This is a genomic window from Nonomuraea sp. JJY05 (genome assembly GCF_043496855.1).
Lineage (GTDB): Bacteria > Actinomycetota > Actinomycetes > Streptosporangiales > Streptosporangiaceae > Nonomuraea.
The window spans coordinates 22873-34792 of the sequence record NZ_JBIEIS010000079.1 but is presented as its reverse complement, the minus strand read 5'-3'; the positions used below and the strand labels follow the sequence as shown (position 1 = coordinate 34792).

16 protein-coding genes and 2 pseudogenes are annotated in these 11920 nt (G+C 66.6%); 14 read left to right on the top strand and 4 right to left on the bottom strand.

What is annotated here, in order from left to right:
- Positions 1–224: 224 nt before the first annotated feature.
- The 4 genes from ACFKCF_RS59075 to ACFKCF_RS59060 all read right to left on the bottom strand — a co-directional run bounded on the left by ACFKCF_RS59075 (position 225) and on the right by ACFKCF_RS59060 (position 2915).
- A complete protein-coding gene (locus tag ACFKCF_RS59075; RefSeq protein WP_364842859.1) occupies positions 225–1316 on the bottom strand; it encodes an IS630 family transposase in 1092 nt (363 codons plus the stop codon).
- 42 nt (positions 1317–1358) lie between these two features.
- A complete protein-coding gene (locus ACFKCF_RS59070) occupies positions 1359–1571 on the bottom strand; it encodes a three-helix bundle dimerization domain-containing protein (RefSeq protein ID WP_364842856.1) in 213 nt (70 codons plus the stop codon).
- A 71-nt stretch (positions 1572–1642) separates the two neighbouring features.
- On the bottom strand, positions 1643–2212 hold the full coding sequence (locus ACFKCF_RS59065) for a DUF6328 family protein (RefSeq protein ID WP_364842853.1): 570 nt from the start codon (positions 2210–2212) through the stop codon (positions 1643–1645).
- 127 nt (positions 2213–2339) lie between these two features.
- Positions 2340–2915: a hypothetical protein gene (locus ACFKCF_RS59060; RefSeq protein ID WP_364842850.1), complete on the bottom strand. Its 576-nt coding sequence runs from the start codon at positions 2913–2915 to the stop codon at positions 2340–2342.
- 393 nt (positions 2916–3308) lie between these two features.
- On the opposite strand from ACFKCF_RS59060, the gene ACFKCF_RS59055 reads away from it, so the two are divergent.
- From ACFKCF_RS59055 to ACFKCF_RS58990, 14 genes and pseudogenes are all read left to right on the top strand, one after another.
- Positions 3309–3443 carry a hypothetical protein gene (locus tag ACFKCF_RS59055; protein ID WP_394505972.1) on the top strand — a complete coding sequence of 45 codons (135 nt, stop codon included), beginning with the start codon at positions 3309–3311 and terminating at the stop codon, positions 3441–3443.
- Positions 3444–3448: 5 nt separating this feature from the next.
- Positions 3449–4711: an SRPBCC family protein gene (locus tag ACFKCF_RS59050; protein ID WP_394505970.1), complete on the top strand. Its 1263-nt coding sequence runs from the start codon at positions 3449–3451 to the stop codon at positions 4709–4711.
- A 454-nt stretch (positions 4712–5165) separates the two neighbouring features.
- Positions 5166–5231: pseudogene (gene cas5, locus ACFKCF_RS59045) on the top strand (CRISPR-associated protein Cas5); the annotation flags it as partial.
- Positions 5232–5317: 86 nt separating this feature from the next.
- Positions 5318–5749 (top strand): type I-E CRISPR-associated protein Cas5/CasD, encoded by a 432-nt coding sequence (locus ACFKCF_RS59040; protein ID WP_394505968.1) that lies wholly within the window; start codon positions 5318–5320, stop codon positions 5747–5749.
- Positions 5750–5822: 73 nt separating this feature from the next.
- Positions 5823–7535: a type I-C CRISPR-associated protein Cas8c/Csd1 gene (locus ACFKCF_RS59035; RefSeq protein WP_394505967.1), complete on the top strand. Its 1713-nt coding sequence runs from the start codon at positions 5823–5825 to the stop codon at positions 7533–7535.
- Positions 7536–7569: 34 nt separating this feature from the next.
- A complete protein-coding gene (gene cas7c / locus ACFKCF_RS59030; protein ID WP_394505965.1) occupies positions 7570–8217 on the top strand; it encodes a type I-C CRISPR-associated protein Cas7/Csd2 in 648 nt (215 codons plus the stop codon).
- A 122-nt stretch (positions 8218–8339) separates the two neighbouring features.
- The gene (locus ACFKCF_RS59025; protein ID WP_394505963.1) at positions 8340–8699 is read left to right on the top strand and encodes a hypothetical protein; all 360 of its coding nucleotides are present in this window, start codon (positions 8340–8342) and stop codon (positions 8697–8699) included.
- Between the two features lie 3 nt (positions 8700–8702).
- Entirely contained in the window at positions 8703–8894 is a 192-nt protein-coding gene (locus ACFKCF_RS59020; RefSeq protein WP_364842832.1) for a hypothetical protein, read from the top strand.
- A gap of 186 nt (positions 8895–9080) precedes the next feature.
- Positions 9081–9269, top strand: coding sequence for a hypothetical protein (locus ACFKCF_RS59015; RefSeq protein ID WP_394505961.1), 189 nt, complete (start codon positions 9081–9083; stop codon positions 9267–9269).
- A 31-nt stretch (positions 9270–9300) separates the two neighbouring features.
- Positions 9301–9651, top strand: coding sequence for a hypothetical protein (locus ACFKCF_RS59010; protein WP_394505959.1), 351 nt, complete (start codon positions 9301–9303; stop codon positions 9649–9651).
- Positions 9648–10961, top strand: coding sequence for a hypothetical protein (locus ACFKCF_RS59005; RefSeq protein ID WP_394505958.1), 1314 nt, complete (start codon positions 9648–9650; stop codon positions 10959–10961). The genes ACFKCF_RS59010 and ACFKCF_RS59005 overlap by 4 nt, the downstream gene beginning before the upstream one ends.
- Before the next feature lie 105 nt (positions 10962–11066).
- Complete coding sequence (locus ACFKCF_RS59000; protein WP_364842820.1) at positions 11067–11243, top strand: helix-turn-helix domain-containing protein; 177 nt, start codon at positions 11067–11069, stop codon at positions 11241–11243.
- Positions 11244–11333: 90 nt separating this feature from the next.
- Positions 11334–11486, top strand: coding sequence for a ribbon-helix-helix domain-containing protein (locus tag ACFKCF_RS58995; protein WP_347624618.1), 153 nt, complete (start codon positions 11334–11336; stop codon positions 11484–11486).
- 210 nt (positions 11487–11696) lie between these two features.
- Positions 11697–11906, top strand: a pseudogene (locus tag ACFKCF_RS58990) (site-specific integrase); the annotation flags it as partial.
- Positions 11907–11920 lie beyond the last annotated feature (14 nt).

Here is an 11920-nt window from a genome sequence, read left to right as displayed (position 1 = left end):
CACCTCACCCCGGACGTGCCCGAACGCCTGGGCCGGCTCATCGACCAGTGGCTCAGCTACACCCCCACCGACCGCATCCCGCACGGGATGGATCCCACCGCCGCGCTCGGCTGGGCGCGCACGACCTTCGGCTGACAACGCCCGTATCCGCATCCCAGTGGGAGGCGTTGACTGGAAGTGCCCGGCCACCCGGTTCTTCCTCGGGGCGCCCAGAGACAGCAGTGCTAGTGTCCTGCGCCTGAAATTCGTCGGCAATATCGGGCGAGGGAGTCGAGGATCTCCTCTGCGGTCTTCTTCCACACGAAGGGCCGGGGATTGTCGTTCCACTGAGCGATCCAGTCGCGGATGTCGTTTTCCAGGGATTGGACGCTCTTGTGTACGCCGCGTCGGATCAACTGCTCGGTCAGGAAGCCGAACCAGCGCTCGACCTGGTTGATCCAGGATGAACCGGTCGGGGTGAAGTGCATGTGGAAGCGGGGGTGGCGGGCCAGCCACGCCTTGATCGCCGGAGTTTTGTGGGTGCCGTACTTGTCGCAGATCAGGTGAACGTCCAACTCGGCTGGCACCGTCTTGTCGATCGTGATCAGGAACTTCTTGAACTCCGCGGCGCGGTGCTGGCGATGCAACTCGCCGATGACGCTGCCGTCGGCGACATTGAACGCGGCGAACAGGCTCGTGATCCCGTTGCGGACATAGTCATGAGTACGCCGCTCGGGCATGCCCGGCATCATGGGCAGCACCGGCTGCGACCGGTCCAGGGCCTGGATCTGAGACTTCTCGTCCACGCACAGCACCACTGCACGCTCGGGCGGGTTGTGATACAGCCCGACCACGTCGACGACCTTCTCCACGAACAGCGGATCTGTCGACAGCTTGAACGTGTCGGCTTGGTGCGGCTTGAGCCCGAAGTCCCGCCAGATCCGCCCGATCGTCGACCTGGACAACCCGCTGCGCTCGGCCATCGAGGCCCGCGACCAGTGCGTGGCGTCCTTCGGCGTTTCTTCCAGCGTCGCCACCACGACCTGCTCGACCTGGTCCAGACTGATCGACGGTGGCCGGCCCGGACGCTGCTCGTCCATCAATCCCTCCAACCGCAGCCGGACGAACCGCCTGCGCCACTTGGAGACCGTGTCCCGATGAATGCGCAACTCCGCGGCGATCTCGATGTTGTCCTTGCCGTCCGCGCACGCCAGCACGATCTTCGAGCGCATCGCTAAAACCTGCGATGACTTGCTCCTTCGCGCCCAGCGCTCCAGCGTCGCCCGCTCCTCCGCCGAGAGAGTCACCTCAGTCTTCGGCCGTCCCGTCCGCGCCATGAGTCACTTTAGACTTAGCCGACGAATTTCAGGCGCAGGATACTAGGAGGCGGACCGGCGCAGGTCTTCTTTGGCGATCCGCTCCACGAAGATCGGAACGAAGTCACGGATCGGCCGCCCATCGAAACGGTGGTGGGCCGCCACCACCGCAGAACGTACCCGTTCAGCCGAATGTCTGCGGGCGAAGGCTCTGGTCAACCGTGCCTGCAGTTCATCCACCGCCAGGTGTTCACGTTCGGCGACATCAATGTCCATGGACTCTCCCCACGAAGGGTCTGGAAGGCCTATCTCGCCGAGCACCTCGGGGCCTGCTCACCGCCGCCTGGCTAGTTCTCGTTGTGTGTTGTCTGCGGTGGGGTGGCCGTTGCTTGGCGGCGCAGGTCGATGATCGGCTGCAGGAGCCACAGCCAGCAGGTGGCCAGCGCCGCCGCGGCGCCGAACACGATGGCGAGCCAATTGCCGAGCACGACCTCGGCCACCAGCGCCATCGCGGCGGTGATCGCGACCGCCAGCGATACGGCACCGGCCAGGCCCAGCTCGTTGGCGCGATGCACGATCTTCTCCTTCAGCCCGGTACGAAACAGCAGCCGGTGCTGAACAGCGGGCGCGATGAAACAGAGCGAGGCGATCGCCGACCCCGTCAACGCGATGAAGAACAACCAGTGACCCGAGGTGTCCACCTTGGCGAAGCCGCTCTGAAACGGCATCGCCAGCAAAAAGGCGAACAACACCTGCACCCCGGTCACCATGACCCGCAGCCCTTGCAGGAGCTCAGATAATTCACGGTCGATGCGTTCCTTGTGGCTTTCGTCGGCGCTGCTCTCCTCCACTGGCACGGTAGAGGATTCGCCATCGACAAGAAGGCGGCTTTGGTTCTCCTGCCGGGGCAACGCCATCGGCCTGGCACCTCCGTGAGTCTCCTGTGGCACCGCCACGGGGCGGATCCATCGATCGTGTTCTCGGCTCGCGGCCCCGGAGCGCCCGCAGCCTACCGGCGGGGAGCCGCAGCGCCGTGCGGGAGTGTCACGGGTGCTCGAGCGGCGCCCGAGCCCGGACGATCCGCGGGTCGCCGCCGAGAAGATCGTCGAACAAGGCGTGATAGTGCGCCATGGCCTGCCGCAGTTCCTGGATCGACACCCAACCGCCTGCGGCGCGCCCGCTGACCTCATGGGCTTGGCGATAGTGCTCCAGAGTGCGGCTGTGTCGCAGCGACAGATCGGACGCCCGCTGCGCGAAGTCCTTGGTGGCATAGCCGCACTTGGCCATGACGGCCCGCACCAGCAGATCGGCCTCGCCGACCGCGGGACCCGGCTCGTTCACGAAACGCTCCTGCACCGCGGCCCACCTGTCGGCATAGCCGCGGCGTGCGTCGGGATCGAGCGGCCGTACATCGAGTGGGCCTGACCGCGTTCGATGGGCTCGCAGCTCACGCTCGGCCGCCCTGCGGTTGCCCGCGGCGGCGACAGTGCGTTCGTGGGCGGGGCCGAATCGCTCGCGAAGGCGACCTCGACGCCTGCGCAACAAGAAGAAGCCGACGGCCGGCACCGCCACCATCACCCCGACGATGACGGCCACCCACATCACGGTCTCGGTAGACACGACCGCCTCCACCCGATATCGCCGGCACATCCTGCCCGAAGACAGGTAACCGGACACCGCCAGTCAACGCCGCTTACCCGGAGACGGATAGGGGCGTTCGGCGCAAAGCTCATCACGGGAGCTGATCACAGCCGGCAAGCCGGAAAGGGCAGTGTGGTGGGCCGGGTAGCGGGTCGTGTCCTGGCCGACCTGCGCGTCGAGCGGCCGGATCACGACTGGCCGGGACCTCGCGCCGCGGCCGTCTTCCACAACTTGCGTAGCCGGTGGCACCGCCGCGCTCAGGCCGAGTGGGACCAACCTCGACGAGGGCGCGGCCTACCCCGCACTAACTCAAGGCCTGTCCATTATTCCCCTCTATTAGATTCTTTGTCCCGTTTGAGGGGAGCTGAGGGGGTGACGGACTCCGGCCAGATCGCAAAGCGGGCGGCCGATGAAGAGGATGAGGACTACGAGGACAAGGACCACGAGGACGAGCAGGCACAGCGGCCTGCCCGTCCGGTACGGCGGGCCGGCCAGTTGCGGAGGTGAGTCAGGTGGCTGAGGCAAAAATGGGACAAATCGGGGAAACGGTTCGTGGCGCCGGCCAGGGAGCGACGGAAACGGCAAGGAGGGCCGCCAGCACGGCCGAGCGGGCACGCCGGGGTGTGGCCGACGGGGCGAAGGGTACGGCCCAGGGCGTGGCCGGTGCGGCGCGGAAGGCCGAGGGCGAGGTTGCCGAGAAGGCCAAGGACGTCGGCCAAGGGATCGCCGCAAGCCTTCCGACGGCCCGGCTCGTGCAGGAGGCACAGAACCTGCTGCAGGCCGCGAGCGAGCGGCTGCTCTCGTCCGCTGAAGGAAAGATCGAGGATCTCACCGGTCGGCTGACCGACTACGTGGGGAGCGGCGGGAAGAGCCTCATCAGCGCGGTGACCGGCTCCGACAATCCCGGCGGCGTGCTGGGCGGCGCCCTCCAGGGCGCCCTCAAGGGCGGCTTGAAGGGCGGCCTCAAAGGCGGCCTCTGGGGTGGACTGAAGGGGGGTCTGAAGGGGCTCTGGCAGAAGATCACCGGTGGTAAGGGTGGTAAGGGTGGTCACCAGAAGATCGCCAACATTGTCGAGACGATCGACGTGGGCGCTCCCCGCCGCCTGGTGTACGACCAGTGGACCCAGTTCCAGGACTTCCCGACCTTCATGAAGAAGGTGGAGATGGTCAATCAGGAAAGCGACGAGCAACTCTCTTGGAAGGCGCAGGTCTGGTGGTCCCACCGGACGTGGAAGTCCCACATCATCGAGCAGGTCCCGGACAAGCACATCATCTGGCGGTCGGAGGGTGCGAAGGGTTACGTGGACGGTGCGGTGACGTTCCACGCGGTCACGGACGACCTCACGCGTGTCCTGGTAGTGCTGGAGTATCACCCGCAGGGGCTCTTCGAGCGTACGGGCAATCTGTGGCGTGCCCAGGGCCGGCGGACGCGGCTGGAGCTCAAGCACTTCAGGCGGCACGTGATGTCGCACCTCCTGCTGCACCCCGACGAGGTCGGCGAGGGCTGGCGCGGGGAGATCCGCGACAGCCAGGTCGTCAAGGACCACGAGACGGCGATGGAGGAGGAGCGCGCCAAGCTGGCCGAGGAGGAAGAGAAGCCGGAAGAGGAGGAGTGGGAGGAGGAAGAGCCCGAAAGGGCCGAAGAGGAAGAGCCTGAAGAGGAGGGCGAAGAGCCCGAGGAAGAGGAGTTCGCTCCCGCAGGGCGCCCCGCGAGGGCCCAGACGCGCCGGACCCGCGAGCAGCAGCCCTCCGTCCGGCGGCGCAGGCCCGAGTAAGAGAAATGGCGTGCTCGCGAGCGCTGTTGTGCAGAGTGGTCAGGGCGGGCTGCAGTCTTGAGCAACGCGTCCGCGGTTCTTCGGCGTCGGACTTGAACAGCGCGGTGTGCGTGGGCTGCCGCGCCGGCCGGCGGATTACGCCGTGGTGTCGTGGTCGTCGTTCGCTACCACAACCCCCACGCCAACGAGCGGCCGGATCCGATCGACAGCTGGCTTCAACAGTTGCGGCGTGACCCCGCCCGCGGGCATGTGTGGCTGCGCCGCCTTCAGCCCTACACCATCTCGCTGCCCAAGAGCCAACTCACCAAGCCGCACGTGGCAGCCCTGATGCGTCCAGTCATCGGCGATCTGTACGAGTGGATCGGCGACTACGACCTCAATACCGGCATCGTCATTCCCGCCAAGAGGAGAGCGCGTGAGCAAACCCGCCCGCGAGTCCTGTCCCGCCCTCGTTATGGAGGTGCGCGGAGACTTCGCCTGCTTCACCCGTCCGGAGCTGAAGGCCGAACGGGTCAGCTATCCGGTGATGACGCCCAGCGCCGCCCGCGGCGTGCTTCAGGCGATCTTCTGGAAGCCGGAGTCGATTACCGGATCGAGCAGATCGACGTGCTCAACGAGATCAAGTGGTTCAGCATCAGGCGCAACGAGGTCACCGACGCGCCTAGCCTCAGCACGGTACTCAAGGAGGGTCGCCGCTACCACTTCCGTGCCCCAGACAAGCGCGACCAGCGCAACACCGTGGCCTTGCGCGACGTGGCCTACCGCATCCACGCCCAGATAGAACTCAAGCCCCACGCCACCGCTCACGTGGCCAAGTACCGCGACCAGTTCCACCGCCGGATCGAGCGCGGAGCCTCCTTCACCCACCCCTACCTGGGCACCCGTGAGTTCTCCTGCACCGACTTCAGCACACCCGACTACAGCAATCAGCCCATCAAGCGCAGTGAAGACCTGGGCGTCATGCTGCTGCGCATCGACTACGACACCCCGGCTCCGCGCTCGCTGTGGTTCACCGCCGAACTGCACAGGGCGTCTTGAAGGTGCCGCGTGAAGGCATCCACGACCCGGCCCGGGATGCCGAGATCGACACCGCCGAACGGCGGAGGGCCTGATGCTCCTGACTCGCCTCCAGCAATACGCCACCGCGCACCCCGAGCACATCCCGCCGCCCTTCCACATCCAAACCGGTGTGCATTGGCTCGTCGACCTGGACGGACGCGGCTACCCGGCCGCAGGACCGGTCGCCGAGCTCGCGCCGATCCGCGATCCCGGTGATCCCAGCGGACGGCGCGGCCTGCCTATGGTGGTGCCCAGCCTGGGCCGCACCTCGGCCGTCGTACCACTACTGGCCTGCGACAAGATCGAGTACGCGCTGGGCTGGCCCGACCCCAACGACGCCGACGACGAACGCAAACGCGCCCGAGCGCACCGCTACCACCAGGCATTCATCGACCTCGTGTGCGCCTGGGCAGACCACGACCCCCACGAGCCTGCCGCGCAAGCCTTACGCGCTTTCCTCACCTCCCAGGGCGTTGGCCACATCCAGCCGCCGAAACACTTCACTTCTGGCCAGATCGTGATGTTCCGCATCGACGGCCAGCCCGCCCACGCAACCGCCAGCGCCCGCGCCTACTGGAGCCTGGTCGCCTCGCAGCGCAAATCCTCCGGTGCCCACGACCGCTGCCTGATCTGCGACACCGTCCAGCCAGTACTACAACGAGCCCCACGCCCCGTCCGACCCGGCCTGATACCGACCGTGGGCCACGACCCGTTCAGCAAGACCGAGCGTAAACGCGGCAACTCCGCCTCCCTGGTGAGCGTCAACCAGCCCGCTCACGGCTTCAACCTTGTCACCGGCCTGCAGCACACTCCCCTGTGTGAAACCTGCGTCGAGGGCTACACGGGCACGCTGGAACACCTGCTGCAACATCCCAACCACCGGCGCACCATCGGCGGCACCGCGATCATCTGGTGGATCGTGCCAAACGACCGCACAAGCAACCCGGCCGTCCCGCAGAGCAGGGCTACCATCCAGCTGCTCTTCAAACCTGATCCCATAAAGATCGCCACCATGCTGGACGCGCCCCGCGCCGGCGCTCCCATCGTCGCCGGCACTTCACACACCGAACGTTTCTGCGCGACCACCCTGTCCAACAACTCCGCCCGGATCATGGTCCGCGACTGGATCGACATCCCTCTGCCCGAGGCGGAACAACACATCGCGTCCTGGTTCTCCGACATGCTCATCACCGACCCCTGGACAGGCCAACGACGCTTCCCCTCCCTGTTTCGCCTAGCCCTGGCACTCGGACGCTGGCAACCCGGTAAGAACGGCGCCCGTGGCAGCTACGCCTCCTTCGGCGCCAAGGGTGCCCAACGCCCCGTCTGGATCCAACGCGAGCTCCTGCACTCCGCCCTCAACGGCACCCGGCTGTCCTCCGCCATGCTGGCCCACCTGCTGCTACGCGTCCGCACCGACGGCGGGTTCGACCTCACTCGCCAAGCCCTGATCCGGCTCTGCCTGACCCGCTGCCATCCCAACCAAGCCCGGAGGCTTCCCATGGCCCTCGACCCTAACGACGACACCCCCGCCTATCTGGCCGGCCGCATGTTCGCCGTTCTGGAATCTCTCCAATACGCCGCTACCCGCGCGGGTGGCGGACAGCTCAACACCACCCTCGGCGACCGCTACTTCAGCCGTGCCGTCACCAGCCCAACCACGACATCGCCCGCGCCCGCACCCGCCGCCTGGCTGCCGACGACCTCATCCCTGACAGCGCCGCCGACGAGCCCAACACCGACGCAGAACCCGGCACCACCCTAGACACCGACAACTCCGTCGCCCTGGAGGACTGACCATGACCGACCAGATCCCTACTCACCTCGACCCCGCCCGCCGCCACGACATCGTCATGCTCTTCGATGTCCACGACGGCAACCCCAACGGCGACCCCGACGCCGGCAACCAACCCCGCCTCGACGCGGAGACCTACCAGGGCCTAGTCACGGACGTGGCCCTCAAGCGCAAGATCCGCGACACCGTCCCCCTGCTCCACCCCGACGACCCCCGCTACAAGATCTTCATCGAGGCTGATGTTGCCCTCAACAGCCAGATCGAACGGGGTTTCGCCGGCGCTGGCGTCAAACCCAGCAAGAAAGCCACCCCCCAAGAACGCGACGCTGTCCACAAGTGGATGTGCGACAACTTCTACGACGTCCGCCTCTTCGGGGCTGTCCTCTCCACCGGCGATGCCCAAGCCGGACACGTCCGCGGCCCCCTCCAAATCGCCTTCTCCCGCAGCATCAGCCCGATGTTCCCCGTCGACCACGCCATCACTCGCATCACCCAAACTCGCCAAGCCGACATCGACAAAGGCGAACGCACCGAAATGGGTTCCAAATGGACCGTTCACTACGGTCTATATCGCGTCCACGCCTACTACAGCGCCGCCCGCGGTCTCCAAACCGGCGTCGTGAGCTGGGGTTTATCTCACCGCAGTATCTGATCCATCTCATCGCCGGATGTTTTTGATCTCACTACACGATCACATCGCGCGATGGGTTCACCCCTTCCCCGAAACCTACTTTCGCCTCGTAGGTCACCGGAAACGGAAGGGAAGTGATCTAGATGAGCCCAGCTCAGCGCCACCAGCGCCGCGACCTGATCGCGGGACTGCACACGCTCGCCGCTTTCCTGGACAGCCACTCGCACGTGCCCGTTCCCAGATACGGAACGGTGCGGGTGTCGGTCCACACGCTCTACGACACCGACGCCACCACCGAGACGGAAGCGATCGCCGAAGTCGGGCGCGTGGCCGCGCAGTTGGGCGTCACGCCCACGATCCAGCGCGGACATCACGTCGCCTGTGCGACGTTCGGCGCGGTCTGTTACGAAGCCCTCCACGTCACGGACGCGGCCATGGCCCGCATCCAGGCCCTGGACTCCTACCGCGACGCGATCACCCTCGACGAGATCGAGGGGGCGTAAGCGATGGACCTCGGACTGTTCGTCGTGTTCCTGGGCCTGGCCCTGTCCATCGGCACGCTGACGCTGTTCGCGGTGCTGGTCACCGTGATCCGCGCCGAGGACCGCCGCCACACCCCCACCGGAACTCTGAGCCGCCGCCTGCTGGGCACCCACGCCCACCACTGCCCGCCCGCCGCCTGCCCCGGGAGGAGGTGAACCCACTGATGCGAGCCCTCCCATTCCAGCCTGGCCGATGCCTGTGCGGAGCCGCCACGCCCGGAACCCTGCGATGCCGCAAGTACCGCGCCCGCTGGCGCTGGTGCCGCCGCAAGTCCCGCCACGACGGCATCTAGCCCCATCCGCAGTCCCCCGCGAGATCCCGTGAGAGGAGGTGAAGCCCTCATGACGGTAACTGTCCCGCTGATGCTCGTGGTCGGTGCGGTCGTGTTCATCACCTGGCGCTATCTGGGCCTGCGCTGGTGGCACGCGCTGATCTGCCTGCTGTTCGGCTTCCTACTGGCCGCCACCACGCTCGCACCCGACATCCGCACCGCCATCCAGGCCGCCCTGAGCTGGATCACCGGCCACTGACCTGCCCGCCAACCGAAGAAGGTGATGCTTAATGACCCAACGCCACCCCTACCCACACGCTGATCTCCAAGGAGCTGCCACCCGCAACACCACCGCCGCCGAACTACTGACGGCATTCGCCAAGTCCGCCCCCGCCGTCAACCACCTGTGGCGCCACATCTTCGACGCCCTGGCCGACACTCCCGCCCTGATCACCGAAATCGACCAGCTCCGCACCGAACTGTCCACCGCCCGCTACCAGCGCGCCAACCTGATCGCCGCCATCCGCGCCACCCTCGCCGCGCACGAGGAGGGCGAGTACGACCCCCTGTTCTACGTGCGCGACGAGTTGCACTTCCAGCACCACGCCGACATTCGACGTGCGGCGGGTGGTGGCCGATGAGCCGTCATCGTGCCTCGCGCTACCAGGTGCGGCGCAACGCCCGCCGCATGCGCCGCTACGGCGTCGAACCCATCGGCCTGATCACCGATGACCTCGAATTCGCGCCGCTGGTCATCGCCGGCATCGCCCGCGCCGTCTGGCGCTACCGGTCCGAGCTCGCCCCCCTCACCGCCGCATTGGTCACCGTGGTGGCGGGGGCGACCCTGCACACCTGGTACCCGACCTGGTGGCCCACCGTCCCCCTGGTGGCCGCCGCCGTGGCTCTGGCGCTGCTCGTGTGGGGGCGGTGGGTCAACCTGACCCGCCCGATAGAACGCGGCTATGCGGCGATCACCACGGCGTTCGCGGGCGGGTGGCTGACCGCCGCCGCCCGCATCGGCCCCTCCACGCCGCCACTACCGGCGATCCTGCTGATCGGCGGGATGCTGCTGGCGGTCCCATGGTGGGCGCACCGCCGCCGGCGAGCCCGCGTGCGCGTCGAGCGCACGCTGGCCGCCTGGCCCGACATCGCCAAAGCGGTCGGCCTGACTGGATCACGCGTTCAGTCCGCGATCGTGGACCTGTGGGGCTACCGCTTCCGCCTCGGGCTGGGACTCGGCCAGACCGTCGAAGACGCCATCAGCGCCGTCCCCCGCCTCGAATCGGCGATCGGCACCACACGCGGCGGCATTCGCGTCCAACCGGTGGCCACCAAGCAGGCCAACCGCGCTGATGTACGGGTCATCGAAACCGACCCGCATGCCGACGCCATCGCCTGGCCAGGCCCCTCCATCACCTCGATCACCCAGCCCGCCAAGCTTGGCCTGTTCGAGGACGGCGCACCCGTCCGCGTCCCCCTGCTGCGGCGGCATGGGCTGTTCGCGGGCATGTCGGGGGCGGGCAAGTCGGGCGGCGTGAACGTCCCGCTGGGGGACCTGACCGCCTGCCAGGACGTCATCTTGTGGGCGGTCGGCCTCAAGCGCGGCATGGAGCTGATGCCCTGGGCATCGTGCATCGATCGCCTGGCCACCACCCCGCAAGAGGCAGAGAACCTGCTGGCCGATGCCGTGGTCATCCTCGACGGACGGGCCGACGACCTCACCAAACGTGGCGAACGCGTCTGGGAGCCATCCCCCGACAGGCCCGCGCTGATCATCGTCATCGACGAGTACGCCGAGCTGGCCGCACCTGGGTCTACCAACGCCTCCAAGAACTGGGCCGCGCGCGCCGGGTCGAACAGGTCACTCGGGGACGCTGGCGCACTCTCCCCGAAATACACGATCCGTAATCGTCCGCGTCCGTCCGTGCGTCTGCGCGTGTATAGGGCGTGACAGGCACGGACGGACGAACAGACGGACCATCACAGCCCGTAACCAAAACACGCGAACCCCGCGAAGAAAGAGAGCCGCACACGACAAACCGAGAGAGGGATGCACATGCAGGCATACACCGTCGAACAGGTCGCAGGGATGCTGAGCATCGGACGCGACAAGGTCTACTACCTGCTCCGCACACAGCAGCTCAAGAGCATCAAGATCGGCAAGCTTCGCCGGATCACCGACCAACACCTTGCCGACTTCATTTCCTCGCTGGAACCGATAGACGAGGCGTAGAACACCGTGCTACACCGTTCGTATAGGCCGGATGCGACACCGTCCAGCCGGCGCCTCTTGATAACTGCATGGCACGAAAGGAAGCCGTCAATGACGAGCGACCGAACAACCCTGCCTCCCGTGCGCGTGGACACGGAACTGAAAGACCGTCTCCGCAGGTACGCCGAGTCGCAGGAGCGAGATGTGTCGTGGGTGATCAGGAAGGCGATCGAGGAGTACCTCAACCGTCACGAGAAAGGGTGATCCCTTGGCCAAGATCCTGATCGGCAAGTACGAAGCGACCATCTACCCGAGGGAGACGGCTACACCGGAGCCATCTCCCTCGGATTCGGCCCCGACGGCAGACGCCAGCGTCTCAAGCGCAAGGCCAAGACCCAGACCGCGGTCAAGGACAAGCTGATCAAGGCCGTCAAAGACCTTGAGGCGGGCATCAACGCATCGGAGACCTACACCGTGCGCGATGCCGTCAACGACTGGCTCAGCAAGGGTCTCAAGGGCCGATCCGAAAGCACCGTAACCAAGCTACGCATCCTCGCCGAGACGCACGTCATTCCAAGACTGGGAAAGATCAAACTCCAGCAGCTACGTGCCGATCACGTGGATGAGTGGCTTGGCCAGCTCGCCGGCAAGCTGGCCACCACCACCCTGCGAGAGATTCACGGCGTACTGAAGAGGGC

Bases quoted from the DNA above. Each gene is read 5' to 3' on its own strand.
- ACFKCF_RS59065 (WP_364842853.1), bottom strand. From the start codon at position 2,212: ATGGCGTTGCCCCGGCAGGAGAACCAAAGCCGCCTTCTTGTCGATGGC.
- ACFKCF_RS59000 (WP_364842820.1), top strand. From the start codon at position 11,067: ATGCAGGCATACACCGTCGAACAGGTCGCAGGGATGCTGAGCATCGGA.
- ACFKCF_RS58995 (WP_347624618.1), top strand. From the start codon at position 11,334: ATGACGAGCGACCGAACAACCCTGCCTCCCGTGCGCGTGGACACGGAA.
- ACFKCF_RS59075 (WP_364842859.1), bottom strand. From the start codon at position 1,316: ATGGCGCGGACGGGACGGCCGAAGACTGAGGTGACTCTCTCGGCGGAG.
- ACFKCF_RS59035 (WP_394505967.1), top strand. From the start codon at position 5,823: ATGCTCCTGACTCGCCTCCAGCAATACGCCACCGCGCACCCCGAGCAC.
- ACFKCF_RS59015 (WP_394505961.1), top strand. From the start codon at position 9,081: ATGACGGTAACTGTCCCGCTGATGCTCGTGGTCGGTGCGGTCGTGTTC.
- ACFKCF_RS59005 (WP_394505958.1), top strand. From the start codon at position 9,648: ATGAGCCGTCATCGTGCCTCGCGCTACCAGGTGCGGCGCAACGCCCGC.
- ACFKCF_RS59025 (WP_394505963.1), top strand. From the start codon at position 8,340: ATGAGCCCAGCTCAGCGCCACCAGCGCCGCGACCTGATCGCGGGACTG.
- cas7c (WP_394505965.1), top strand. From the start codon at position 7,570: ATGACCGACCAGATCCCTACTCACCTCGACCCCGCCCGCCGCCACGAC.
- ACFKCF_RS59020 (WP_364842832.1), top strand. From the start codon at position 8,703: ATGGACCTCGGACTGTTCGTCGTGTTCCTGGGCCTGGCCCTGTCCATC.
- ACFKCF_RS59070 (WP_364842856.1), bottom strand. From the start codon at position 1,571: ATGGACATTGATGTCGCCGAACGTGAACACCTGGCGGTGGATGAACTG.
- ACFKCF_RS59010 (WP_394505959.1), top strand. From the start codon at position 9,301: ATGACCCAACGCCACCCCTACCCACACGCTGATCTCCAAGGAGCTGCC.